Source organism: Bradyrhizobium genosp. SA-4 str. CB756, from assembly GCF_000473125.1.
GTDB classification, from domain to species: Bacteria; Pseudomonadota; Alphaproteobacteria; order Rhizobiales; family Xanthobacteraceae; genus Bradyrhizobium; species Bradyrhizobium arachidis.
Map to the genome: position 1 here is coordinate 2,463,208 of NZ_KI421499.1, position 21,321 is coordinate 2,484,528.

The following is a 21,321-nucleotide window of genomic DNA, read 5'->3' on the forward strand; positions in this document are numbered from 1 at the left end:
CCCTTGGCGCTTCCTCCACTCGATTCCCCTCAATGGCAAAGTCCCTGGCGCGCCTTCGGCTGGGGGCTGCGCTCGATCATGCAGACGATCCTCACGCTCGTCCTGTTCGCGACCTATCTGGGCATCGGCGCGCTCGCCCATGACAGCCATTTCAGCCTGCTGTGGGCGCTCTGCTCGACGCTGTTCGTCTGGGCAGGTCCGGCGCAGATCATCCTGATCACCACGCTCGGGTCGGGTGCGACCATCATCCAGTCGGCGATCGCGGTGACCGTCAGCGCCATCCGCCTGTTTCCCATGGTGGTCTCGGTGCTGCCGCTGATGCGCACGCCGACGACCAAGCGGCGGGAGCTGTTCTTTGCGGCGCATCTCACCGCCGTGACGCTGTGGGTCGAGTGCCATCGCTTCCTGCCGCAGGTGCCGCGCGAGCGGCGGATCGCCTTCGTCAACGGGCTTGGCTTCGGTCTGGTCTCGGTGTGCCTCACCGCCAACACGGTCGGCTATTTCCTCGCCGCCAACCTGACGCAGACGCTGGGCGCGGCGATCCTGATGCTGACGCCGCTGTCGTTCCTGTTCTCGACCGCGCGCAACAGCCGTGAGGTCGCCGACGTCGTTGCGCTGGCGCTCGGGGTTCTACTCTATCCGCTGGCCGCGAAGATGAACTCCGGGCTCGACATCCTCGTCAGCGGCCTTGTGGCCGGCACCATCGCCTATGGCGTGCATTGGTGGCGCGAGGTGCGCGCATGAGCTACGCGCAGCTCATCGGCGACTGGCATGCGCTCGTCGTGCTGTTCGTCGCCGGCGTCGTTCCCAACCAGATCTGGCGCATGCTGGGCCTGTGGTTCGGTGGCGGCATCGACGAGGGTTCGGAGTTGCTGGTCTGGGTGAGGGCGGTCGCGACCGCGATCCTGGCCGGCGTCATCGCCCAGATCGTGGTCCAGCCGCCGGGCGCGCTGGCCAGCGTGCCGGATGCCTTGCGCTACGGTGCGGTCGGCGCCGGCCTCATCGTCTTCCTGCTGACCCGCCGCTCGATTTTCGCGGGCGTGGTGACGGGCGAACTCTTCATGCTGGCCGGCAAATGGTGGTTGGGCTAAAACCGCCGGTGAACAGCCAAGGAACTGGAAATATGGTTCGCGAAAACGAGCTCCGCGAGGGCGAGGTCGCCATCGAGCTGCCGCCTGTGGAGGATGCCGGCCTCGTCTTCATCGGCCGCATCCGTACGCCCTGGACCTCGCGGCTGGAGACGCCGCGGCAGGGGCGTCATGACGGCCCGATCTGCCGGCTCGAGATTTTTGAGCCGTTCGTGCCCGCGATCAAGGGCGTCGATTTCTACAGCAATCTCGAAGTGCTGTACTGGCTCGACAAGTCGCGCCGCGACATCGTTCTGCAAAGCCCGAAGAACAACGAGAAGACCCGCGGCACCTTCTCGCTGCGCTCGCCGGTGCGGCCCAATCCGATCGGCACCTCGATCGTGAAGCTGGTCGGCATCGAGGGAAATACGATTCTGGTGCGCGGCCTCGACTGCATCGACAACACGCCGCTGATCGACATCAAGCCCGATCGCTGCGAATTCACCCCGCTGGCCGCGCCGCAGCCGGGGGACTTTCAGACGGAATGAGGCTCAGCCCTTCAGCGCCGCAATCAGCTTCGCCGCATGCTCCTCGAGCACCTTGATGTCTTCCTTGCGGCTCGCCGGCGGCAGCATCGCGACGCCGTCATGGCGTGGCATCACGTGCATGTGGAGATGAAACACCACCTGTCCGCCGGCAGGCTCGTTGAACTGCTGCACGGTGATGCCGTCGGCGTCGAATGCCTTCATCGCGGCGGCGGCGATCTTGTGCGCGCCGCGCGCGACATGGGCGTAGTCGTCCGGCTTGATGTCGAGGATGTTGCGGGCAGGGGTCTTCGGGATCACCAGCGTGTGGCCGGGCACGCGCGGCATGATGTCGAGGAAGGCGAAGACGTGCTCGTCCTCATAGACCTTGTTGCAGGGCAGCTCGCCGCGCAGGATCTTTGCGAAGATGTTGTTGGTGTCGTAGGCGGTCATGGCGGCTCCCAGGAATTCTGAGCTTGGAATTTTGCGCTTACTGTCACCAGCGACGGCAAACCGTCAAGGCGCCTCGCCGATGCCTTTGCGGAACGGGCCGAGCTCGGCGAGCTCTCGTCCGGCTTCCGCAACATAGGCGCGCTCGCGCTTGAGGTAATCGCCGATGGCGCGGCGCAGGCCGGGATCGGCAATGAAATGGGCGGAATGGGTCGTGCGCGGCAGGTAGCCGCGCGCGATCTTGTGCTCTCCTTGAGCGCCCGCCTCGACATGGGTGAGGCCGCGCTTGATGGCGAAATCGATCGCCTGATAGTAGCAGACCTCGAAATGCAGGAAGGGATGATGCTCGACCGCACCCCAGTTGCGGCCGAACAGCGTGTCCGAGCCGATGAAGTTGATCGCGCCCGCGATCCAGCGGTCGTTGCGGCGGGCCATCACCAGCAGCACGTCCTCTGCCATGGTCTCGCCGACCAGCGAGAAGAATTCGCGCGTGAGATACGGCCGGCCCCATTTGCGCGAGCCGGTCTCCATGTAGAATTCGAAGAACGCGTCCCAGGCGTCTTCGGTGATGTCCTTGCCGGTGAGCCAGTGGATGCTGATGCCGGCCGCCAGCGCATCGCGCCGCTCGCGCTTGATCGATTTGCGGTGGCGCGAGTTCAGCGTCGCCAGAAAATCGTCAAAACTCGCAAAGCCCTCGTCGCGCCAATGGAACTGCTGGTCGGTGCGCTGGAGGAAGCCGTGCTGGGCCAGCAGCTTCCACTCCGTCTCGCGGGCGAAGGTGACATGCACCGAGGAAGCCTTGCTGACACCGCACAGCGCGACCAGCCCGCTCGCCAGCGCCTCGGTGATATGCTCATGGTCGACGCCGTCGCGCACCAGCAGCCGTGGGCCCGTGGCCGGCGTGAAGGGAACCGAGACCTGAAGCTTTGGATAGTACCGTCCGCCGGCGCGCTCATAGGCATCAGCCCAACCGCGGTCGAAGACGTATTCGCCCTGGCTGTGTGATTTGAGATAGCAAGGCACGACGCCTGCGACGCGGCCGCCGATCTTGGCCACGAGGTGGCGCGGTCCCCAGCCGGTGCGGATCGTTGCCGAACCCGATTTCTCGACGGCAGATAAAAATGCGTGTGAGACGAACGGGTTATAGGCCGGTTTTGAGAGGCCGAGGGAGCCGCCTGGACGAGCGGATGAGGTTCCCGCGCCAAGCCCATTGCACTTGCCGCCGGGATTGGCGCAGGCGTCCCAATCCTCGGCAGACACCTCGCCAATGGAAGGGACCGCCTCGAGCGTGATTTCAGATGATGCCATCGATCCCAAGATCGTGCATTGCAGCAGCGACTTCAAGAGGCGGGGGAACACAGCTCTCGTGCCTCGGCTCTGCGCAGCAACGCTGGCGCGTTGCAGCGCCTCCGGGACACGAAAGCGCCGTTGGCAAGCCTACGGCACGAATCCCTCAAAGATCATCTGATCGGCATACTGCCCGACCCGCGTCCGCTGCTCGGGTGTGCGAACGGTCCAGCCCAGCAGGGCGCAGCCGAACACGTTGCGGGCGATCCAGGGGGCGGGGGCCGGGAGGTGGTCGACCTTGAAGGCGACGAAATGCGGCTGGGTCTGAAAACCGTGGCGCAGGTACAGCATGCTGTCGCGCTGCTCCTGGGTCAGGTAGGCCCAGTACTCGTCCTCATAGGTCTGCTGCGCGACGATGCCGCGCGGGCGGCTCGGCAACAGCTCGCGCAGCGCCAGCACCTGGTCGGGATCGAAGGACATCCCGACGGCGGGGCCGTCATAGGACGCCAGCACCTCGGCCATCCGCTTCACCAGCTTGCGGTCGCCGCCAAAATGGCTCTTCACCTCGATCACCAGCGGCACGCGGCCGGCGACCATGGCGCAGAGATCGCTGAGCGACATCATCCGCTCGTCGGTGTCCTTGAACTTGATCGCCCTCAGCTCCGCCGCGGTCTTCGAGACCACCTCGCCGGTCGCCTCGGTGAGACGGCCGAGCGCGTGGTCGTGGTGGATCATCGCCTCGCCGTCGGCGGAGAGCTGGATGTCGACCTCGATCGCGAAATTTCCGGCGATCGCAGCCTGCACCGCGCCCGGCATGTTCTCGACGATGCCGCGGGAGATGTCGTGCAGGCCGCGATGGGCGACCGGCCGGGCTGTCAGCCAATCCGGAGCGCGCATGCGCGTCAGGCGACCTCGAACACGCCTTCGACCTCGACCGCCGCATCCGCGGGCAGCGAGGCGACTCCGACGGTGGTGCGGGCGTGGCGACCCTTGTCACCGAAGGCGGCGACCATCAGGTCGGAGGCGCCGTTCAGCACCTTCGGCCCGTCCAGAAAGTCCGGCGCCGAGTTGATGAAGCCGCCGAGGCGTACCACGCGCACGACCTTGTCGAGGTCGCCGAGGGCAGCCTTGACCTGGGCCAGCAGGTTGACCGCGCAGCCGCGCGCCGCCGCAGCGCCGTCCTCGATCGAGACGCCGGCGCCGAGCTTGCCCTTGGCGATCAGCTTGCCGGCAGGGTCGAAGCAGACCTGGCCGGAGACGAACAGCAGATTGCCGGTGCGCACGAACGGCACGTAGTTGGCGACGGGGGTGGGGGCCTCGTGCAGCTTGATGCCCTGTTCCGCCAGTTTCTGCTCGACCGTGCCCGCCATGTTCGACCTCGTTGTCCAAAAATTCGTCCAGGATTCGTCAGCCGGGGCGCTATCTGTTGGCCCGGCACGTCCTGTTTCGCCCATCGTACCGCCACATGCAAGCAACCGGAGGCGACGCATTTTGTTGAGGCAGGGCAGGCGGTTCAACGCAAAGGCCGCAACTTTACGTGAAACGGCCTCAGTTGCGACGCAATGGAACAGTCATTAAAATGTCGAATCTGCGCTTTCGCCAAGGACGCGTCTCCAAGGAACAGACATGGTGCACCTTTTCCGGACTTCGCTCGGTGTGATGGCGCTCGCGGCGGCCAGTTTCGGCCCCGGCTGCGGGGCGCAGGCCGCCAACGGTCCGTTCCTCGCGCACCAGGCGCTGTATGATTTGAGCTTGGTGAAATCGCGCTCCAATTCGGTCAACAGCGCGCGCGGCCGCATTCTCTACAACTTCACCGGGAGCTCCTGCGAGGGCTACACCTCCGAATTCCGCCAGGTCTCCGAGCTCGACAGCGGCGAGGGCAAGGTCACGCTCAGCGACCTCCGCTCCAATTCCTGGGAAGATGCCGCGGGAAAAAGCTACCGCTTCAAGATCGAGACGCGGATGAACGAGGCCGATGCCGGCCGGGTCGACGGCTCGGCGGAGCGCGACGGCGACCACATCAATGTCAAGCTAAAGTTGCCGGCGCCCAAGACCTTCACCCTCGACGGCAAGATCGTGTTCCCGACCGAGCAGATCCAGCGCATCATCGCTGCTGCCAAGGACGGCAAGTCGCTGCTCGAGCTCTCCGTCTATGACGGCTCGGACGACGGCCAAAAGGTCTACAACACGCTGACCGTGATCGGCCAGCCGATCCCTGCCGACCGCGCCGCCACCTCATCCGATCCGTCGACCTCCGACGAGCACATGAAGTCGCTCAGGCGCTGGCCCGTCACCGTCAGCTATTTCGACCGCGAGTCCCAGCAGAAGGAAGGCGAGCAGACGCCGGTCTATGCGATGGCGTTCGAGCTCTACGAGAACGGCGTCTCCCGCCAGCTCGTGCTCGACTACAACGATTTCGTCATTTCCGGCGCCATGGGCAAATTCGACGTCAAGGACAGCAAGCCCTGTAACTAGGCACCAAGTCCCGGCGAGCATTTGCGCGCCAACAGCTTGAAGAAAAAGGGCGCAGCCTCGGAAAGGCTGCGCCCTCGATGTTTCAGGGCATGCGGAGCCGAGGCTCCGCCGCCGTTCGCGATCAAGCCGCCAGCGCGTTGGGCGCGAGGTTCGCCTGCTGCACGGCGATGTGCTCGGTGATCATGGTGCCGCCATGTCCATCCGAAGCCAGCGCGAAGTTCGCGGCCGAGTACTGGCCGAGCAGGGCCAGCGAGGCTGAATTGACGCCGTCGCTGATTGTCAGCGTGCCGCCGCCGTTGCCGGGATCGGCTGCGTAGCCCAGCGTCGTCCCCGCGCCGAAGGCGATGTCGCGGAGATCGATGATATCGGTGTCGCCGAAGCCGGAGATCTGACCCGAAAACAGGTCGGAGCTGTCGAGCTGAAGCGTGCCGCCTTCGCCCTCGAACGTGACGTCGACCGCAGCCCCGCCTACGGCAACATGCGCGAGACCACCGGAGATGATCGTGCCGTTGGCGACGCCGCTGTTCACGAGCTCGACGCCGCCGCTGTGGACGATCGTTCCGTTGGTGATGCCGCCGGACACGGTCTGGAGGCCGCCGCTGTTCACCACCGTGTCGTTGGCGATGCCCATGACGTTCTCCTTGCCGTGATTTCCGATCACGGTGTCATCGACGACGCCATAGACGTACTCGATGCCACCCAGATTGGTGGTGTTGTCGGCAGTGCCGTAGACGAACTGGTATCCGGCGCTGATGACCATGTTCATCGCAAGGCCGCCGACCTGGATCATGGCGTAGCCGCCGGCCAGCACCGTGGCATTCTTCGAGATGCCGCCGGTGTCGACGACCTCGTAGCCGCCGGAATTCACGGTCGTGTTCGTCGAGGTGGCACCGGCGCTGACGATCTCGTAGCCGCCACGATTGACCGTGGTCGCGAACGAGCTTCCGCCTGCGCTAACGAACTCGTAGCCGCCGCTGTTGACGATCGTGCCGCTGGTGACGCCGCCCGAAGTGACGACTTCGTAGCCGCCGCGGTTGACCACCGTACCGACCGCGAAGCCGTAGATCTGCACCTGCTGCGTTGCGCTGGTCAGGGTCGTGCCGCTCACCACGCCGCCGCCGAGCACGGTCTGCGTGCCGCCGGTCATCACCGTGTTGTTGGCGACGCCGTCCCAGACGATCTGGGCGCCACCGCTCATATGCGCGCCGTTGGCCGTGCCGCCGGCCAGCACATATTCGAAGCCGCCGCTCATGGCGGTGTTGTTCGCGACACCGCCGTTTCCGATGAACTGCCACCCGCTGGTCATCGTCGTGTTGATCGCAAGGCCGACGACGTCCTGCTGGCCGCCGGCAATGGTGGTGCCGCTCACGGTCGCGCCGCCATAGACGGCCTGGTAGATGGCGTTGCCGAGCGTCGTGCCGCTGGCCACGCCGCCGGAATAGACCCATTGCGCGCCGGCGCTCAGGTTGGTTCCGGTCGCGATGCCGCCGTCATAGATGGCCTGAACGCCGCCGCCGGTCGTGCCGCTCGCCGTGCCGCCGGAGTAGACGTTCTGCGTGGCGCCGTCCAAGGTGGTGTCGATCGCCTTGCCGCCGTTGAAGATGTTCATGACGGCGCCGCCGGCGATCGTCGCGTTGATGTCGGTGCCGAACACGTTCTCGACGGCAAGGCCGCCGAGGAAAGAGTCGACAGCCGTCCCGCCGGCGTCCACCACCAGCACGCCGCCGCCATTGACCACCGTCCCGTTGGCGGTGCCGCCGGCGTGGATCTCGAGCGTACCGCTCCACAGGACCAAGGTCCCGTCGACGGTCGCCCCGGAGCCGACCGCCAGAGTGTCGCCCGGCTGTACTACGTCAGTCATCGCATTTCTCCTGGTAAAATTCACTGTGTCCTATGTCCGTTTCGCGTCCCGAAGCCCGGGATGGTCTCGATCGTGCGTCTCACTTGGTCGAAGGTGATCAACCGCGTGCACTCGAATTGTCGCGGCGTATCCTTGTGGCGTGGACACCACAGGAAGTCTTTGTGGTCGAACCTGTGAACAGGATCGTTCCAGCAGGAATTGCAGGCGTGATAGTTGACGACGCGGTAGGGCGTCGTGAACTCGTTGGTCGGATGCGTGAAGCCGCTGATGAGCACGACCGGCGTTCCGCTCGCCCAGGCAAGCCATGACAGACCGCTCGACAGGCCGATGAAGAAGTCCGCGTGCTTGAGCCAGCGCGCACGCTCCTGGAGCGGGCGATCTCCCGTCTCGTCCTCGGCGCCGTGCGGAATCTGCGTCCACACCATGCCGGAGCCGTGAACGGGCTTCTGGTCGATGCAGATCACGCGATAGCCCGCTTGCTTCAGGAAGCGGACGGTCTCGCGCCAGCCGTGTGGATTATTCCAGTATTTGCACTGGGTCGTGCTCTGCACGGCGATGCAGACATAGGGCCCGGCGATGGGTGGGGTGTCATCCGCCACCGCAATCCGCGGCGGCTGCTCGGCGGGATCCACGCCGAGGATGTAGCCTGCGGTGCGATGCAGGCCGACATGGCGAAAGTCGCTGGGCTGATACACATGGTTCTGATCGTCGAAGAACAGCCCGATGTTGTACGTCGCGTAGTAGCGGCGGGGATCGACCTCGCCGTGACCGAGCAGCGTGATGTCCGGATAGGCCTTGCGAAACAGTGGGATGACCTTTTCGGACATCGTGCAGGTCAGGCGGCAGCCGTGGCGCTCGCGAAATCGGTCCGCGTAGGGAAACCACCCGATCGTATCGCCGAGCGTCATCTCGGGAAGCTGGATCAGGACGTCGCGATCTGTGGCCGAATAGTCGTGCTGGAGGACAACCTCGTTTTTGACCCGGATCTCGAGACGGATGCGCACGAAGTAGCGCTTGGTCGAATTGATGCGGCCCGACTTGATCTCGGTTTCGAACAGGACATTGCCGCTGTCGATATCGCTCAGCCTGGCTTGGTAGGGGCCGTTGCCGTCGGGGAGCAACACCCGGCAGCCGTCGTTGAAGTCGAAGCGGATGCCGAGCGGGCCGGACTGGGTCGGGATGTCGGCCGGCGGACGGAATGGCGGCTTGTCCGGCCCCGCCGACGGTGACCGCGCGCTCTGCGGCAACGGCGCGGCATCGCCCTGCGCGGGTGCCGGAGGCCGGGACGAGCCGTTCGTACCGGGAGCAGCTGTTGGGATGTGCGCAATATTCATAGGTGAGTGGTCGGCAAAATGGACTTCATCTGACGGTTTTGGCGCGGAATGGCTTGCGGTCGCTATCGCAACGACCGGGCCGTCGCTGTCGCGGCGACGGGTAGGCAATTACGACATGCGCATCAATTTTGTTATCATAACACAGTGAGTGATGGTTTATTCCCGTCCAATGTTATGTGATGTTGCGTCGCGTTGACGCGTCGGGCCGCGCCGAACGACGCCGCAAGGGTGTCGCGCCGATCATGAGAATCTGATCGGTGCATTTTCGATCATGAGGCCAAATAGGGCCTATTTTGTTGATGCGGAGAGCGATGCAGGCCTGAGGATAAGGTTCACCCAAATGTCGTCGGTGTTGAGTAAGACCCCCCTGATCGCGGGCGTCGGGATCGCCGTTCAATTGAATTTACGTTCGTATGTGAGTCGTGCTTGTTGCATATAACATATATCGCAAGAATATCATATGAATTTCTGCGCGGCCGCTCGCCTCATGCCCGACGAGGGATGTTGGGTGCAGCCGCGCGGCCGTCGAGGTGTCCGCGGGTGACTGAGTTGAGACATGACGGGGCGGCACATGGCTGAAGACGCGGCACGCGAGTCGTCCGGCGATCCGGGCCTTCACGCGATCGTCGCCTTGCTGCGTCTGAACGGCGTGGGGGCGAGCCCGGACCAGGTCCGGCATCAATTCGGCAACAATATCGGCGTCACCGAGATCCTGCGTTGCGCAAAGGGCTTCGGCCTGAAGGCGAAAACGGTCTCCACGAGGTGGGAGCGGTTCACCGGGATAGCGATGCCATGCATCGCGGTCTTGCGCGACGGCGGCTTTCTGCTGCTCGGCAAGGCCGGGGAGGACAAGATCATCGTGCAGGTGCCGGATGCCGCGAAGCCGGACCTGATGACCCGGGCCGAGTTCGAAGCCGTATGGGACGGCCGGGTGATCCTGGTCGCCAAGCGCTCGCTGTTGACCGACCTTTCCCGGCGTTTCGACATCACCTGGTTTCTGGGAGCGATCCACAAATACCGGCGGCTGCTCGGTGAGGTGCTGGTCGGCTCGCTCTTCCTCCAGCTGTTCGCGCTGGTCTCCCCGTTGCTGTTCCAGGTCGTGATCGACAAGGTGCTGGTCCATCGCAGCATGACCACCCTTGACGTCGTCGTGACCGGGCTGGTCGCGATCGCGATCTTCGAGACGATCCTCGGCGCGCTCCGGACCTACCTGTTTTCGCACACGACCAATCGAATCGACGTCGAGCTGGGCGCGCGGCTGTTTCGGCATCTCTTGGCGCTGCCGATCGGATATTTTCGGGCGCGCCGGGTCGGCGATTCCGTGGCGCGGGTGCGCGAGCTGGAGAACATCCGCAATTTTCTCACCAGCTCCGCGCTGACGATCGCGATCGATCTTTTCTTCACCATCGTCTTCATCGCGGTGATGTGGGTCTATTCGCCGCTGCTCACGCTGGTCACGCTGGCCTCGTTTCCATTCTATATCGCCATCTCGGCCGGCGTCAGTCCCGCGTTCCGCTGGCGGCTCGACGAGAAATTCCAGCGTGGCGCGGAGAACCAGGCATTCCTGGTGGAATGCGTCACGGGCGTCGAGACCCTCAAGGCGATGGCGCTGGAGCCGCAGATGCAGCGGCGCTGGGAGGAGCAGCTCGCAAGCTACGTCGCGGCGAGCTTTCGCGTCATCAGCCTCGGCAATACCGCGAGCCAGGCGATCCAGTTCGTCAGCAAGGTGGCGACGGCCGCGATCCTGTATTTCGGTGCAAGGCTCGTCATCGGCGGCGATCTGACCGTAGGCGAGCTTGTTGCGTTCAATCTCCTGGCCGGCCGCGTCAGCACGCCGGTGCTTCGTCTGGCCCAGATCTGGCAGGATTTCCACCAGGCGCGATTGTCGGTGCAGCGGCTGGGCGACATCCTGAACACGCCGGCAGAGCCCGTCTACACGCCGGGGCGCGCGGCGCTGCCGGCGATCCGCGGCGACATCAAGTTCGAGCACGTCACCTTTCGTTACCGGATCGACGGTCCCGAGATTCTCAGCGATGTGAGCCTGAGCGTGCCGGCGGGGCAGTTCGTCGGGGTGGTCGGCACGTCGGGATCGGGCAAGAGCACGCTCGCCAAGCTGATCCAGAGGCTGTACGTGCCCGAGAGCGGGCGCGTGCTAGTGGACGGCACTGATCTCGCCATGGTCGATCCGACCTGGCTGCGCCGGCAGATCGGCATCGTGCTCCAGGAGAACATCCTGTTCAATCGCACGGTCCGCGACAACATCGCGCTCGCCGATCCCACGATGCCGATCGAGCGCGTGATCGAAGCCGCGAGGCTCGCCGGCGCGCACGATTTCATCCTCGAGCTTCCGGAAGGCTATGACACCATCGTCGGCGAGCAGGGGAGCACGCTGTCCGGCGGCCAGCGGCAGCGGATCGCCATCGCGCGGGCGCTGATGACCAATCCGCGCATCCTGATCCTCGACGAGGCGACGAGCGCGCTCGACTACGAGAGCGAGCGGATCGTCCAGCAGAACATGGCGCAGATCGCCAAGGGGCGCACGGTCTTCGTGATCGCGCATCGGCTGTCGACCCTGCGCATGGCCCACCGCATCATCACGATGGATCGCGGCCGCCTGATCGAGGACGGCACCCATGACGAGTTGATCAAGACAGGGGGCCGCTACGCCACGCTGTTCCGGCTTCAGGCGGGCTTGCATGAAATCAGCTAGCAAGGTCGTGCCGTTTCCGGCCTGCAGAGCTCCGGTGCGCAGCAAGGACGAGATAGCCTTCCTGCCGGCCGCGCTCGAGATCGTCGAGGCGCCGCCCAATCCGGTCGGCCGCGCCGTCGGCGCCGTGATCGTCGCCGCCTTCGCGGTGGCGACCGCCTGGGCCTGTCTCGGCACCATCGATATCGTCGCGGTGGCGCCGGGCAAGGTGATCCCGAGCGGCCGGACCAAGGTAATCCAGCCGTTCGAGACCAGCGTCGTGCGCGCGATCCAGGTCGCCGATGGCCAGACGGTGCGGGCAGGGGACGTGCTGGTCGATCTCGACTCCACGATGAACGAGGCCGAGCTCGGACACCTCAAGAGCGATCTCGTTGGTGCGCAGCTCGAGGCGGCGCGGCTGCGCGCGGCGCTCACCGGCGGCGGCGATCCGGTCGCCAGCTTCCATCCGCCGGAAGGCGCTCCCGCCGAACTCGTGAAGGTCCAGCGCCGATTTCTGGCAAGCCAGGCCGCCGAGCAGGCCGCCAAGCTGGCCTCGATTGAGCACCAGGTCGCGCAGAAGGAGGCCGAGCGGACCACGATCACGGCGACGATCGGCAAGCTCGAGGCGACGATCCCGCTGCTCCAGCAACGCGTCGACATGCGCAAGCAGCTGTTCGACAAGGAATTGGGATCGAAGATCTTCTATCTCCAGGAGCTGCAGGATCTGGTGGGCCAGCAGCAGGAGCTTGTGGTTCAAAGGAGCCGGTCCAAGGAGGCCGACGCGGCCCTCGCTGCACTGGTCGAAACCGGGACGAAGACGACGGCCGAATATCAGCGCTCGCTGTCGGACGACCTCGCCAAGGCCGAGCAGAAGGCCGCGGGCCTGATGCAGGACGTCGTCAAGGCCGAGCAGAGGAGGAGCTTCCAGCGCCTGGCCGCGCCGGTTGACGGCGTCATCCAGCAGCTTGCCATCCACACGGTCGGCGGTGTCGTCACGCCCGCGCAGTCGCTGATGGTGATCGTGCCGCTGGAGAGCCGGTTGGAGATCGAGGCGATGGTGTCGAACCGCGACATCGGCTTCATCGAGGTCGGCCAGGACGTCGCGATCAAGATCGATACCTTCAATTTCACCAGGTATGGGCTGGTGGACGGCAAGGTCACGAGCGTGTCACACGATGCCATCACCCGCGACAAGCCTGCGGACAAGAATGGCGACAAATCGCTGGGCACCGAACAGGACAGCAGCGAGCCCAAGGGGCAGGAGCTGGTTTATTCGGCCCGGATCGCTCCCGCCAAGGACCGGATGCTGATCGACGACAAATCCGTCAATCTCTCACCCGGCATGGCCGTGACGGTCGAGATCAAGACCGGGACGCGCTCGATCATCAGCTATCTGTTGTCGCCGCTTGCGCGCTATCGGCATGAAAGCATGCGGGAGAGATAGCGGGGGCATCGTGCGCCGCATCTTTCCTGCTGGCTCCGATCTCGCGATCCGGATAGGCTGCCCGACGAACAAAACGCCAGGGAGCCCCCATGCCCAAGCTCGATCATCTCCGCCCCAGCGGCCTTCATCACAATCCAGCCTATTCCCACGTCGTCACCGCCTCCGGCGCCCGCACCATCTACATCTCCGGGCAGGTGTCGGTGGATGAGGAGGGCCGCATCGTCGGCGAGGGCGATCTCGCCGCACAGACCACGCAGGTGATGCAGAATCTCGGCCACGCGCTGAAGGCGGCCGGCGCGAGCTATGCCAACATCGTGAAGATCACGACCTTCGTGGTCGGCTACAAGCCGGAACTCCGACCCATCATCGGCAAGGCCCGCTCCGCCTTCTTCGAAGGCATGGAGCCGCCGGCCTCGACCCTCGTCGGCGTCTCCGCGCTCGCCGCGCCGGAATGGCTGATCGAGATTGAAGCGATCGCGGTTGCGGATTGAGGTGTGGACGGAATGACGTCGCAAAGTGCCATTCGGATAGCGGCCGCATTGATGAGCAGGAGCGATGGACGCGTCCTGCTTGTCAGGAAGAAGGCCACCGAGAGTTTCATGCAGCCCGGCGGAAAGATCGAGGCCGGCGAGCATCCGCAAGTCGCGCTCAGGCGGGAATTGTCCGAGGAGCTCGGGATCGATATCGATCCGAACGAGATGACCTATCTCGGGCGATACACCGCGCCAGCGGCGAATGAGCCGGGCCGGCTGGTCGATGCGGAGGTTTTCCGCATCGTCATCGCGCATTCCGTCAGTCCCGGTGCGGAGATCGAGGAGATCCTGTGGCTCGATCCGTCCTCGCCGGGAGCAGTCAAACTCGCGCCTCTGACACGCGACCAACTGCTTCCGCTGTGTCCGTGAGTCCGTAGCCCGGATTGCGCTTCGCTCCATCCGGGCTACGCGTGCCTCCCGCCAGACATCTCCTGGAGAACAGCCATCGCTTCATCGGCCTGCTCGACAGGTACAAAGAGATGGTCGTGATAAAACGCCGACACGGCGTTCACGCTGATGCCGGATTCGGCCAGACGCGCCGTGATTGCCGCGAGAAAGCCCACCGCATCGAGCGCGGAGTGAACTGTCAGGGTGATCAAGCGCGAGAGAAATTCGTGGCGTAGTCCGGCACGTTCAGCGTCCTCGTGCAGTATCACCAGCGTCGTTCCTTCGCGTTCGCGGAACGTCAGCATCGGGCTGATGGTGGCCGGAATGCTCGCGCTTGGCGCAAGCGTGCAGAACACGAAGATTCCGTCCATGATCTCCGGCTTCATGTTGCTCAGCAGCGCGTCGAGATCGCGTTCGCCTGTCACGGTGCCAGCCTCCGAACCGGTAGGATCGTTTGAACCCCTGCGAAGCTGTTGGCGCCAGCGGCCGCTAAAGCTAGACGCAACATACCTTTGTATATCCCCTCTAATCCTTCTCATACCCTGATCTTACGCTGGTACAATTGAGCGACGGCGGGAGATTCTTACAATTTGAGTCCACTCGGGTCACTGCGAGAAAGGCTCAAATGAACGTCGTCATTCGGAAGCTCAACGGCCTGTGGCACCTCATCGTCGGGTCTTGCCAGATCCGAACGCCGTTCCTGGAAACTCAGGATCGGCAGTTGGTCGTTCGCTATGCCAGGCGCGCCTATCCGGGTGCACGGATCTTCGAATGCGACTGAGTTGAGCAGGGCACGATCACTCCTGCGCCTTCTCCGGCCCGTCATAGGCGATGCCCCGGATCACTGCGGCGCTGCCGAATTTCTTGCGCAGACTGTCGACGGCGCGCTCGGCATGGGCGGCGCGGCGGTCGAGCATGTCGGTGTCGTCGGCGGGGGAGCCGTCGCGCAGTGCGCTGACGCCGGCGCCCATCAGGCGGAAGGCGGTGCCGTCGATCTCTTTGGCCAGCATCTCGCGGCAGATCGAGAAGATCTTTGCGGCGAGCTGGGTCGGGGCTGCGATCGACTGCGAGCGGGTGCGCTGGCGGAAATCGGCGGTCTTCAGTTTCAGGGTCACCGTCGAGCCAGCGAGCTCGCTGCTCTTGAGGCGCGACGATGTCTTCTCGCACAGCCGCCACAGGATCTTCTCAAGGCTCGCGAAATCGCGGATGTCGGTCTCGAAGGTGGTCTCGCTGGAGATCGTCTTGGCGCCGCGGTCAGGCTCGACGCGGCGGTCGTCGATGCCGCGCGCGAGCCGCCACAGCCTGCGGCCGTCGCTCGGAAATTGCCGCATCATCTCGATCTCGTCGGCCTTCTGCAGATCGGCGATGATACGGAAGCCGCGCTGCACGAGGCGCTCCTGCGTCGCCGGTCCAACGCCGAAGATGAAGCCGACCGGCTTCTCCGCAAGCATGATGCGGGCTTCCTCCTGGTCGAGCGCGGCAAAGCCGCGCGGCTTGTCGAGATCGGAGGCGATCTTGGCGAGGAACTTGTTGCAGGACAGCCCGACGGAAACGGTGATGCCGACGTCGCGCTCGACGTTGCGGGCAAAGCGCGCCAGCACCTTGGCCGGGATCATGCCGTGCACCCGTTCGGTGCCGGAGAGGTCGAGGAAGGCCTCGTCGATCGAGAGCGGCTCCACCAGCGGCGTCAGCGCCTGCATCGCCTGCCGCACCTCGCGCCCGACGCGGACGTACTTGGCCATGTCGGGCGGGATCACGATCGCATGCGGGCACGCCTCCAGCGCCTTGAACATCGGCATCGCCGAGCGCACCCCATAGGTGCGCGCGATGTAGCAGGCGGCCGACACGACGCCGCGCTTTCCCCCGCCGATGATGACGGGCTTGTCGGCGATGTCAGGATTGTCGCGCTTCTCGACCGTCGCATAGAAGGCGTCGCAGTCGATATGGGCGATGGTCAAGCCCGACAGTGCGCGGTGGCGGACGAGGCGGGGGGAACCGCAGGCGGAACAGCGCCGCACGCCCATATCCAGATCGGCCAGACAATCCCGGCAGAAGCAGCGGGGCTCGGCCGTATCAGGAGCGGTCACGGCACGTCGCGCTCCCAATTGGGGTCGCCGAGCGCGTCGCCAAGGACCTGCCGCGCCGCGGCAACGTTGGTCGGGTGCAGTTCCGAGGCCTTGGCGAAGGCCTTCACGGTGTCGTCATCGCGCAGCACGAAATCGAGCACGCTGAGGAGGAAATTCGGGTCTGAGGCGGCATTGCGCAGGGTCTCCGGACCGACCCCTGTCTCGGCCAGGAACAGGCCCAGCCGCTCAGGCTCGCTGGCGACGAAGGACAGCGCCTGAATCGCAACGATTTCAGCGACTTCGCGGGGGTTGTGAACAGGCTTTTTCAATGGCGCAATTTGCCTTTCCGTTAACTTTCGGTGTCTACTTTGGATCATGCCCGAGTCTCAGCCTTGAGTCTTGCGGCCCGGGACAAGCAACTGGAAACCACATCGCAGAAAGTGGGCCCTCGGGTTTAACGAAACTAGAGCGAATCTGAGGCTAGTTTGAATCCAGTTTTCGAAGCGCCGGGAAGAGGCGCCTGAGGCGTCACATGTATCGGTCTCTCGGACCAAACAGGAGGGCGGGATGGCTAAGACCGTCCTGATCGTGGAAGACAACGAGCTCAACATGAAGCTCTTCCGCGACCTGTTGGAGGCGCACGGCTACCAGACCTCCGGCACCAGCAACGGCTACGAGGCGCTCGACCTCGTGCGCAAGATGCGGCCCGACCTCGTGCTGATGGATATCCAACTGCCGCAGGTCTCCGGCCTCGAGGTGACGCGCTGGATCAAGGACGATCCGGAGCTGCGTGCCATTCCCGTCGTCGCGGTCACGGCGTTCGCGATGAAGGGCGACGAAGAACGCATCCGCGAGGGCGGCTGCGAAGCCTATTTGTCCAAGCCGATCTCGGTCGGCAAATTCATTGAGACGGTCCGGCGCTTTATCGGATAGGAAGTGAGTTCACAGTGTCCGCGCGTATCCTGGTTGTCGATGACGTTCCCGCCAACGTCAAACTCCTCGAAGCCCGCCTGTCCGCCGAATATTTCGACGTGATGACCGCCTCGAACGGTACCGAGGCGCTGGCGATGGCCCGGCGCGCCGAATGCGACATCATCCTGCTCGACGTCATGATGCCTGATATGGACGGCTTTGAAGTCTGCCGCCGGCTCAAGACCGACCCGGCGACGCACCACATTCCCGTCGTGATGGTCACCGCGCTCGACAGCCCGGCCGACCGCAACCGCGGCCTGGAAGCTGGCGCCGACGATTTCCTCACAAAGCCCGTCTCCGACGTCGTGCTGATCGCGCGCGTGCGCTCGCTGACGCGGCTGAAGATGATGACCGATGAGCTGCGCATGCGCGCCATCACCTCGCTCGAGATCGGCATGCAGGCGCCCGAGCGCAGCGCCGTGGCCGACACCGGGAAGGGCGGCCGCATTCTCCTCGTCGACGACCGCCAGTCCTCCTATGAGCGGCTGGCGACGACGCTCGCCGCCGAGCACACCATCGACGTCGAGCCCAATCCGACGGAGGCGCTGTTCCACGCCGCCGAAGGCAATTACGACCTGCTGATCGTCTCGCTCGACCTCAACAATTTCGATGGCCTCAGGCTCTGCAGCCAGGCGCGCTCGCTGGAGCGCACGCGCCACGTGCCGATCCTGGCCATCGCCGACCCCGAGAACTCGACGCGGCTGCTCCGCGGCCTCGAGATCGGCGTCAACGATTATCTGCTGCGCCCGATCGACAAGACCGAGCTGCTGGCGCGCGTGCGCACCCAGATCCGCCGCCGGCGCTACACCGATCATTTGCGCGACAACGTGCAGAACTCGATCGAGATGGCGATCACCGATGCGCTCACCGGCCTGCACAATCGCCGCTACATGGAGAGTCATCTGGCGACCCTCGCCGAGCAGGCCTCGATCCGCGGCAAGCCGCTCGCGCTGATGATTTTGGACATCGACTACTTCAAGTCGATCAACGACAATTACGGCCACGACGCCGGCGACGACGTGCTGCGTGAGTTTGCCGTGCGCGTCCGCAAGTCGATCCGCGGCATCGACCTTGCCTGCCGCTACGGCGGCGAGGAGTTCGTCATCGTGATGCCGGAGACCGATCTGCACGTCGCCGGCATGGTCGCCGAGCGACTGCGCCGCTCGATTGCGGGCGAGCCCTTTGCCGTCCACAAGGGAACCAAGCGCATCGAGGTCACGATCTCGATCGGCCTCACCACGCTGGAACAGAAGGGCGAGGCGGTCGCCGACGTCCTCAAGCGCGCCGACACCGCGCTCTATCGGGCCAAGCACGACGGCCGCAATCGCGTAGTGTCGCAGGCGGCGTGAGGCCGGCTGCGCATAAAAACGCGAAAACAACCCCATGCACAGTAGCCGGAGCTGATCGGATCAAGGGGATGCCGGTCACGAAGAGCGGCATTCGGATTTTTGGAATTTTGCTTGACTCGTCGGGCAAAACAGGGGCATGTTGGCATCATCGCGAAGTGGCGATGACGTGCAGTCAGGTGTCGTCGCCACATCCTCAGCTGTCGTCCCCGCGAACGCGGGGACCCATAACCCCAGGGAGGGGTTATAGCGCGAGCTGGTAACTCCAAGTCTTCGTCAAATTGCGCCCTGTGGGTATGGGTCCCGGATCGGCGCTTCGCTTGTCCGGGACGACAGCTGTTATTGTGGCGCGGGCTTGCCTCGCTTCACCGCCTTCGCATCCCCACCGACATCCACCCCCGCGTTCCGCAACAACACCTTCGCCGCCTCCTTCGCGGCGCGGGCCATCGCGGGATCGTCGCGGACGAGGTCCTGCGCGATGGAGCCATCGACGAGCAGCACGAGCTGTGTCGCCAGCGCCTCTGCGTCGGCAACACCAAGCTCGGTCAAGCGATCACGAAACCACACGCGGCGGCTTTCCTTGAAGGCGATCGCGATCTTCTTCACCGCGCGATCCGCGGGCCCAAGCTCGGCCACCGCATTCACGAACGGGCAGCCGCGAAAATCCTTGGCCGCAAACCGCCGCTCCAGCGAATCGAAGGTGGCGAGGATCTGCTCGGCCGGCGGCTTGTCGGAGGGGCGCTGAGCTACAAAGCGGCGCTCGAGATAGGCCGCGATCAGCGCGTCCTTGGATGGGAAATGGTTGTAGAGCGTGCGCTTGGAGATGCCGACCTCGGCCGCGATGGTGTCGACGCCGATGGCGCGAATGCCTTGCAGATAGAACAGCTTGTCGGCGGTCTGAAGGATCCGCTCTTTCATCGTCTGTGGAGGGGGCAGGGGAGCCATGCGGTAGCGCGCATCCTGTTCGCTTGACAGCAACAGCCTTCTATAGCCTAAGTACACAGGTCTGTGTAACCAAAATGATCGCGAATTGCAGACGCCGGCGCGTGCGCCGCGCCGACGAGGGAGAAAGATATGCCCCTATTGCAGGTCCTGCGTCCGACATTGCCCATCCTGATCGGCGCCTCGATCATGCTAACGCTGAGCATGGGGCTGCGGCAGAGCCTGGGCATCTTCATGCAGCCGTTGACGCATGACATCCACATCTCGATCTCGGATTTCACGCTGGCGCTGGCCGTGCAGAACCTCGCCTGGGGCTTCCTCCAGCCGCTCGCCGGCGCGATGACGGTGCGCTACGGCTTCCGGCCCATCATGATCGTTGGCGCGCTGATGTATATCGTCGGCCTCGCGCTGATGGCCATCGCGAACGGGCTCGTCAGCATCATGATCGGCGCCGGTGTGCTGATCGGCACCTCGCTCGCCTGCACCGCCGCGGCGATCGCGATGTCGGTGGCGGCGCGCGCGGTGCCCGAAACGGTGCGCTCCACCGTGCTCGGCATCGTCTCCGGCGCGGGCTCGCTCGGCGCCTTGCTGTCGGCGCCGATCGGCCAGATGCTGAACGAGGGCTTTGGCTGGCGCATCGGGCTTGCCGGCTTCGTCATCATGTCGGTGCTGATGATCCCCGCGGCATGGTATGCCGGCCGCATCGACGCCATCCCGCTGCCGAAGCCGGCCGCCGACGACATCGGCGATGCCACGGCCGCGTCGGTGACAAAGGCGGCGTTCGGAAATGCTCCCTTCGTGGTGATGACCTGCGCCTATCTCGTCTGCGGCATGCAGCTCGTCTTCCTTACCACGCATCTGCCGTCCTATCTCGCCATCTGCGGCCTCGATCCGATGCTCAGCGCGCAGACGCTCGGCATGATCGGCGGCTTTAATGTGCTGGGCTCGCTGTTCTTCGGCTGGGCCGGCCAGCGCTGGAACAAGCTGGCGCTGCTGGGCGGCATCTACATCCTGCGCTCGCTCGCGCTCGCCTGGTACTTCATGCTGCCGGCGACGTCGTTCTCGACGCTGCTGTTCGGCGCGATCATGGGCTTCCTCTGGATGGGCGTTGGCCCGCTGGTCGCGGGCGCGGTCGCCGAGATGTTCGGCCTGCGCTGGCAGGCGATGATCCAGGGCCTCGCCTTCATGAGCCACCAGATCGGCAGCTTCCTCGGCGCTTACGGAGGAGGGGTCCTCTACGACGCGCTCGGCTCCTATACCATGGCCTGGCGCATCGGCGTGGCGCTCGGCCTTGCCGGCGGCATCATCCAGGTCGCCTTCGCGCTGATCCGGCCGTCGCAGCCGCCGGCGCCGGTGTTGAAGGCGGCGTAGGTGAACGGTGTGGTCACTCTCGTCAACTTGGATGGCGGACGTCACGCTGCTTGGACGTGATGGCCGCTTGTGACCCATTGCGGACTTAGCCATTTTCCTAGTTTTTGACCTTGCTGTTCACGAATGAAATCAAGTGCCTGATAGTCGCCTCGCCGCACTCGAAGAAGCATCGCTCGACCGTAGCTGCAAAACGCATTTGCACGTCGTGGGTCAGCTGTATCTTGACGTGAGTCATCGGGGGCTGGCGGTAGAAGGTTATCTGCTCGCCCCAATAGTCTTTCAGATCGGTGGCATCGAATTGATATAGATCCAGCCGCGGCCGCCCGGATGGCGGCATAAGTCGCGAGATATCCCGAAATTCAGTTTCTGAACGCGTGTAGTTGACGAAGAGCCGCTGACGCACGATCGGCTCGGATTGCACCCGGTTCAAAGGCAATTGTGGTCTCTCCAAATCGGAGCTCCAACAACTCCGATTTTCTCTCTAGCGCTACAGGCAACTCGGTCGATGCTGCAAGCAGCGGAGTACTCGACGCTGCTCCGCAACAGACGGCGAAGAGAAACGAGATCAGCAGCGAA

At 64.4% G+C, this 21,321-nt stretch carries 23 protein-coding genes; 12 read left to right on the forward strand and 11 right to left on the reverse strand.

Features of this window, described 5'->3' with window-relative positions:
• Nucleotides 1–3: 3 nt before the first annotated feature.
• From BRAGE_RS0112165 to tsaA, 3 genes are read left to right on the forward strand one after another with little or no spacing between them, the layout of a single operon-like run.
• Entirely contained in the window at nt 4–744 is a 741-nt protein-coding gene (locus tag BRAGE_RS0112165) for an AzlC family ABC transporter permease (RefSeq protein WP_027559681.1), read from the forward strand.
• Complete coding sequence (locus BRAGE_RS0112170; RefSeq protein ID WP_027559680.1) at nt 741–1,091, forward strand: AzlD domain-containing protein; 351 nt, start codon at nt 741–743, stop codon at nt 1,089–1,091. The genes BRAGE_RS0112165 and BRAGE_RS0112170 overlap by 4 nt, the downstream gene beginning before the upstream one ends.
• A gap of 32 nt (nt 1,092–1,123) precedes the next feature.
• Complete coding sequence (gene tsaA, locus BRAGE_RS0112175; protein WP_027559679.1) at nt 1,124–1,615, forward strand: tRNA (N6-threonylcarbamoyladenosine(37)-N6)-methyltransferase TrmO; 492 nt, start codon at nt 1,124–1,126, stop codon at nt 1,613–1,615.
• A 3-nt stretch (nt 1,616–1,618) separates the two neighbouring features.
• Here tsaA and BRAGE_RS0112180 read toward each other — a convergent pair whose 3' ends face one another.
• The 4 genes from BRAGE_RS0112180 to BRAGE_RS0112195 all read right to left on the reverse strand — a co-directional run bounded on the left by BRAGE_RS0112180 (nt 1,619) and on the right by BRAGE_RS0112195 (nt 4,698).
• The gene (locus BRAGE_RS0112180; RefSeq protein ID WP_027559678.1) at nt 1,619–2,044 is read right to left on the reverse strand and encodes an HIT family protein; all 426 of its coding nucleotides are present in this window, start codon (nt 2,042–2,044) and stop codon (nt 1,619–1,621) included.
• A 63-nt stretch (nt 2,045–2,107) separates the two neighbouring features.
• On the reverse strand, nt 2,108–3,349 hold the full coding sequence (locus tag BRAGE_RS0112185; protein WP_027559677.1) for a GNAT family N-acetyltransferase: 1,242 nt from the start codon (nt 3,347–3,349) through the stop codon (nt 2,108–2,110).
• A 129-nt stretch (nt 3,350–3,478) separates the two neighbouring features.
• Entirely contained in the window at nt 3,479–4,225 is a 747-nt protein-coding gene (locus BRAGE_RS0112190; RefSeq protein ID WP_027559676.1) for a glycerophosphodiester phosphodiesterase, read from the reverse strand.
• A gap of 5 nt (nt 4,226–4,230) precedes the next feature.
• Nucleotides 4,231–4,698 carry a RidA family protein gene (locus BRAGE_RS0112195; protein WP_014494672.1) on the reverse strand — a complete coding sequence of 156 codons (468 nt, stop codon included), beginning with the start codon at nt 4,696–4,698 and terminating at the stop codon, nt 4,231–4,233.
• A gap of 256 nt (nt 4,699–4,954) precedes the next feature.
• On the opposite strand from BRAGE_RS0112195, the gene BRAGE_RS0112200 reads away from it, so the two are divergent.
• Nucleotides 4,955–5,803, forward strand: a complete 849-nt coding sequence (locus BRAGE_RS0112200) for a cell envelope integrity EipB family protein (protein ID WP_027559675.1) — start codon at nt 4,955–4,957, stop codon at nt 5,801–5,803.
• 121 nt (nt 5,804–5,924) lie between these two features.
• Here BRAGE_RS0112200 and BRAGE_RS0112205 read toward each other — a convergent pair whose 3' ends face one another.
• The gene (locus BRAGE_RS0112205) at nt 5,925–7,664 is read right to left on the reverse strand and encodes a hypothetical protein (RefSeq protein ID WP_027559674.1); all 1,740 of its coding nucleotides are present in this window, start codon (nt 7,662–7,664) and stop codon (nt 5,925–5,927) included.
• 20 nt (nt 7,665–7,684) lie between these two features.
• Complete coding sequence (locus BRAGE_RS48460) at nt 7,685–8,998, reverse strand: autotransporter strand-loop-strand O-heptosyltransferase (RefSeq protein WP_084334347.1); 1,314 nt, start codon at nt 8,996–8,998, stop codon at nt 7,685–7,687.
• Between the two features lie 571 nt (nt 8,999–9,569).
• Between BRAGE_RS48460 and BRAGE_RS0112215 the strand changes: the two genes are divergently transcribed.
• The 4 genes from BRAGE_RS0112215 to BRAGE_RS0112230 all read left to right on the forward strand — a co-directional run bounded on the left by BRAGE_RS0112215 (nt 9,570) and on the right by BRAGE_RS0112230 (nt 14,030).
• Nucleotides 9,570–11,708: a type I secretion system permease/ATPase gene (locus BRAGE_RS0112215; protein WP_027559673.1), complete on the forward strand. Its 2,139-nt coding sequence runs from the start codon at nt 9,570–9,572 to the stop codon at nt 11,706–11,708.
• Entirely contained in the window at nt 11,695–13,128 is a 1,434-nt protein-coding gene (locus BRAGE_RS0112220; RefSeq protein ID WP_027559672.1) for an HlyD family type I secretion periplasmic adaptor subunit, read from the forward strand. The genes BRAGE_RS0112215 and BRAGE_RS0112220 overlap by 14 nt, the downstream gene beginning before the upstream one ends.
• 89 nt (nt 13,129–13,217) lie before the next feature.
• The gene (locus BRAGE_RS0112225; RefSeq protein ID WP_027559671.1) at nt 13,218–13,619 is read left to right on the forward strand and encodes a RidA family protein; all 402 of its coding nucleotides are present in this window, start codon (nt 13,218–13,220) and stop codon (nt 13,617–13,619) included.
• Nucleotides 13,620–13,670: 51 nt separating this feature from the next.
• On the forward strand, nt 13,671–14,030 hold the full coding sequence (locus BRAGE_RS0112230) for an NUDIX hydrolase (protein WP_416207744.1): 360 nt from the start codon (nt 13,671–13,673) through the stop codon (nt 14,028–14,030).
• 35 nt (nt 14,031–14,065) lie between these two features.
• Here the strand turns inward: BRAGE_RS0112230 and BRAGE_RS0112235 are convergent, their stop codons facing one another.
• Nucleotides 14,066–14,473 (reverse strand): ACT domain-containing protein, encoded by a 408-nt coding sequence (locus BRAGE_RS0112235; protein WP_027559669.1) that lies wholly within the window; start codon nt 14,471–14,473, stop codon nt 14,066–14,068.
• A 200-nt stretch (nt 14,474–14,673) separates the two neighbouring features.
• Between BRAGE_RS0112235 and BRAGE_RS55820 the strand changes: the two genes are divergently transcribed.
• On the forward strand, nt 14,674–14,829 hold the full coding sequence (locus tag BRAGE_RS55820; protein WP_167336498.1) for a hypothetical protein: 156 nt from the start codon (nt 14,674–14,676) through the stop codon (nt 14,827–14,829).
• Nucleotides 14,830–14,845: 16 nt separating this feature from the next.
• On the opposite strand, the gene BRAGE_RS0112245 is transcribed toward BRAGE_RS55820, so the two are convergent.
• Together BRAGE_RS0112245 and BRAGE_RS0112250 are read right to left on the reverse strand one after the other, a co-directional pair.
• Complete coding sequence (locus BRAGE_RS0112245; RefSeq protein WP_027559668.1) at nt 14,846–16,135, reverse strand: DNA polymerase IV; 1,290 nt, start codon at nt 16,133–16,135, stop codon at nt 14,846–14,848.
• Entirely contained in the window at nt 16,132–16,443 is a 312-nt protein-coding gene (locus BRAGE_RS0112250; RefSeq protein WP_027559667.1) for a DUF3572 domain-containing protein, read from the reverse strand. Before BRAGE_RS0112250 ends, BRAGE_RS0112245 begins: the two co-directional genes overlap by 4 nt.
• Before the next feature lie 238 nt (nt 16,444–16,681).
• Here BRAGE_RS0112250 and BRAGE_RS0112255 point away from each other — a divergent pair, with 238 nt between their 5' ends.
• Together BRAGE_RS0112255 and BRAGE_RS0112260 are read left to right on the forward strand one after the other, a co-directional pair.
• Nucleotides 16,682–17,047: a response regulator gene (locus BRAGE_RS0112255; protein WP_008566616.1), complete on the forward strand. Its 366-nt coding sequence runs from the start codon at nt 16,682–16,684 to the stop codon at nt 17,045–17,047.
• 14 nt (nt 17,048–17,061) lie between these two features.
• The gene (locus tag BRAGE_RS0112260) at nt 17,062–18,435 is read left to right on the forward strand and encodes a PleD family two-component system response regulator (RefSeq protein ID WP_027559666.1); all 1,374 of its coding nucleotides are present in this window, start codon (nt 17,062–17,064) and stop codon (nt 18,433–18,435) included.
• 336 nt (nt 18,436–18,771) lie between these two features.
• On the opposite strand, the gene BRAGE_RS0112265 is transcribed toward BRAGE_RS0112260, so the two are convergent.
• Nucleotides 18,772–19,377, reverse strand: coding sequence for a TetR/AcrR family transcriptional regulator (locus BRAGE_RS0112265; RefSeq protein ID WP_027559665.1), 606 nt, complete (start codon nt 19,375–19,377; stop codon nt 18,772–18,774).
• A 129-nt stretch (nt 19,378–19,506) separates the two neighbouring features.
• Here BRAGE_RS0112265 and BRAGE_RS0112270 point away from each other — a divergent pair, with 129 nt between their 5' ends.
• Complete coding sequence (locus BRAGE_RS0112270; protein ID WP_027559664.1) at nt 19,507–20,745, forward strand: MFS transporter; 1,239 nt, start codon at nt 19,507–19,509, stop codon at nt 20,743–20,745.
• A gap of 97 nt (nt 20,746–20,842) precedes the next feature.
• Here the strand turns inward: BRAGE_RS0112270 and BRAGE_RS0112275 are convergent, their stop codons facing one another.
• Nucleotides 20,843–21,196 (reverse strand): hypothetical protein, encoded by a 354-nt coding sequence (locus BRAGE_RS0112275; RefSeq protein ID WP_141263017.1) that lies wholly within the window; start codon nt 21,194–21,196, stop codon nt 20,843–20,845.
• Between the last annotated feature and the right edge of the window lie 125 nt (nt 21,197–21,321).

Bases quoted from the DNA above. Each gene is read 5' to 3' on its own strand.
- BRAGE_RS0112230 (WP_416207744.1), top strand. From the start codon at position 13,671: ATGAGCAGGAGCGATGGACGCGTCCTGCTTGTCAGGAAGAAGGCCACC.
- BRAGE_RS0112190 (WP_027559676.1), bottom strand. From the start codon at position 4,225: ATGCGCGCTCCGGATTGGCTGACAGCCCGGCCGGTCGCCCATCGCGGC.
- BRAGE_RS0112215 (WP_027559673.1), top strand. From the start codon at position 9,570: ATGGCTGAAGACGCGGCACGCGAGTCGTCCGGCGATCCGGGCCTTCAC.
- BRAGE_RS0112205 (WP_027559674.1), bottom strand. From the start codon at position 7,664: ATGACTGACGTAGTACAGCCGGGCGACACTCTGGCGGTCGGCTCCGGG.
- BRAGE_RS48460 (WP_084334347.1), bottom strand. From the start codon at position 8,998: ATGAATATTGCGCACATCCCAACAGCTGCTCCCGGTACGAACGGCTCG.
- BRAGE_RS0112170 (WP_027559680.1), top strand. From the start codon at position 741: ATGAGCTACGCGCAGCTCATCGGCGACTGGCATGCGCTCGTCGTGCTG.
- BRAGE_RS0112185 (WP_027559677.1), bottom strand. From the start codon at position 3,349: ATGGCATCATCTGAAATCACGCTCGAGGCGGTCCCTTCCATTGGCGAG.
- tsaA (WP_027559679.1), top strand. From the start codon at position 1,124: ATGGTTCGCGAAAACGAGCTCCGCGAGGGCGAGGTCGCCATCGAGCTG.
- BRAGE_RS55820 (WP_167336498.1), top strand. From the start codon at position 14,674: ATGAACGTCGTCATTCGGAAGCTCAACGGCCTGTGGCACCTCATCGTC.
- BRAGE_RS0112200 (WP_027559675.1), top strand. From the start codon at position 4,955: ATGGTGCACCTTTTCCGGACTTCGCTCGGTGTGATGGCGCTCGCGGCG.
- BRAGE_RS0112220 (WP_027559672.1), top strand. From the start codon at position 11,695: ATGAAATCAGCTAGCAAGGTCGTGCCGTTTCCGGCCTGCAGAGCTCCG.
- BRAGE_RS0112265 (WP_027559665.1), bottom strand. From the start codon at position 19,377: ATGGCTCCCCTGCCCCCTCCACAGACGATGAAAGAGCGGATCCTTCAG.
- BRAGE_RS0112180 (WP_027559678.1), bottom strand. From the start codon at position 2,044: ATGACCGCCTACGACACCAACAACATCTTCGCAAAGATCCTGCGCGGC.
- BRAGE_RS0112195 (WP_014494672.1), bottom strand. From the start codon at position 4,698: ATGGCGGGCACGGTCGAGCAGAAACTGGCGGAACAGGGCATCAAGCTG.
- BRAGE_RS0112255 (WP_008566616.1), top strand. From the start codon at position 16,682: ATGGCTAAGACCGTCCTGATCGTGGAAGACAACGAGCTCAACATGAAG.
- BRAGE_RS0112270 (WP_027559664.1), top strand. From the start codon at position 19,507: ATGCCCCTATTGCAGGTCCTGCGTCCGACATTGCCCATCCTGATCGGC.
- BRAGE_RS0112225 (WP_027559671.1), top strand. From the start codon at position 13,218: ATGCCCAAGCTCGATCATCTCCGCCCCAGCGGCCTTCATCACAATCCA.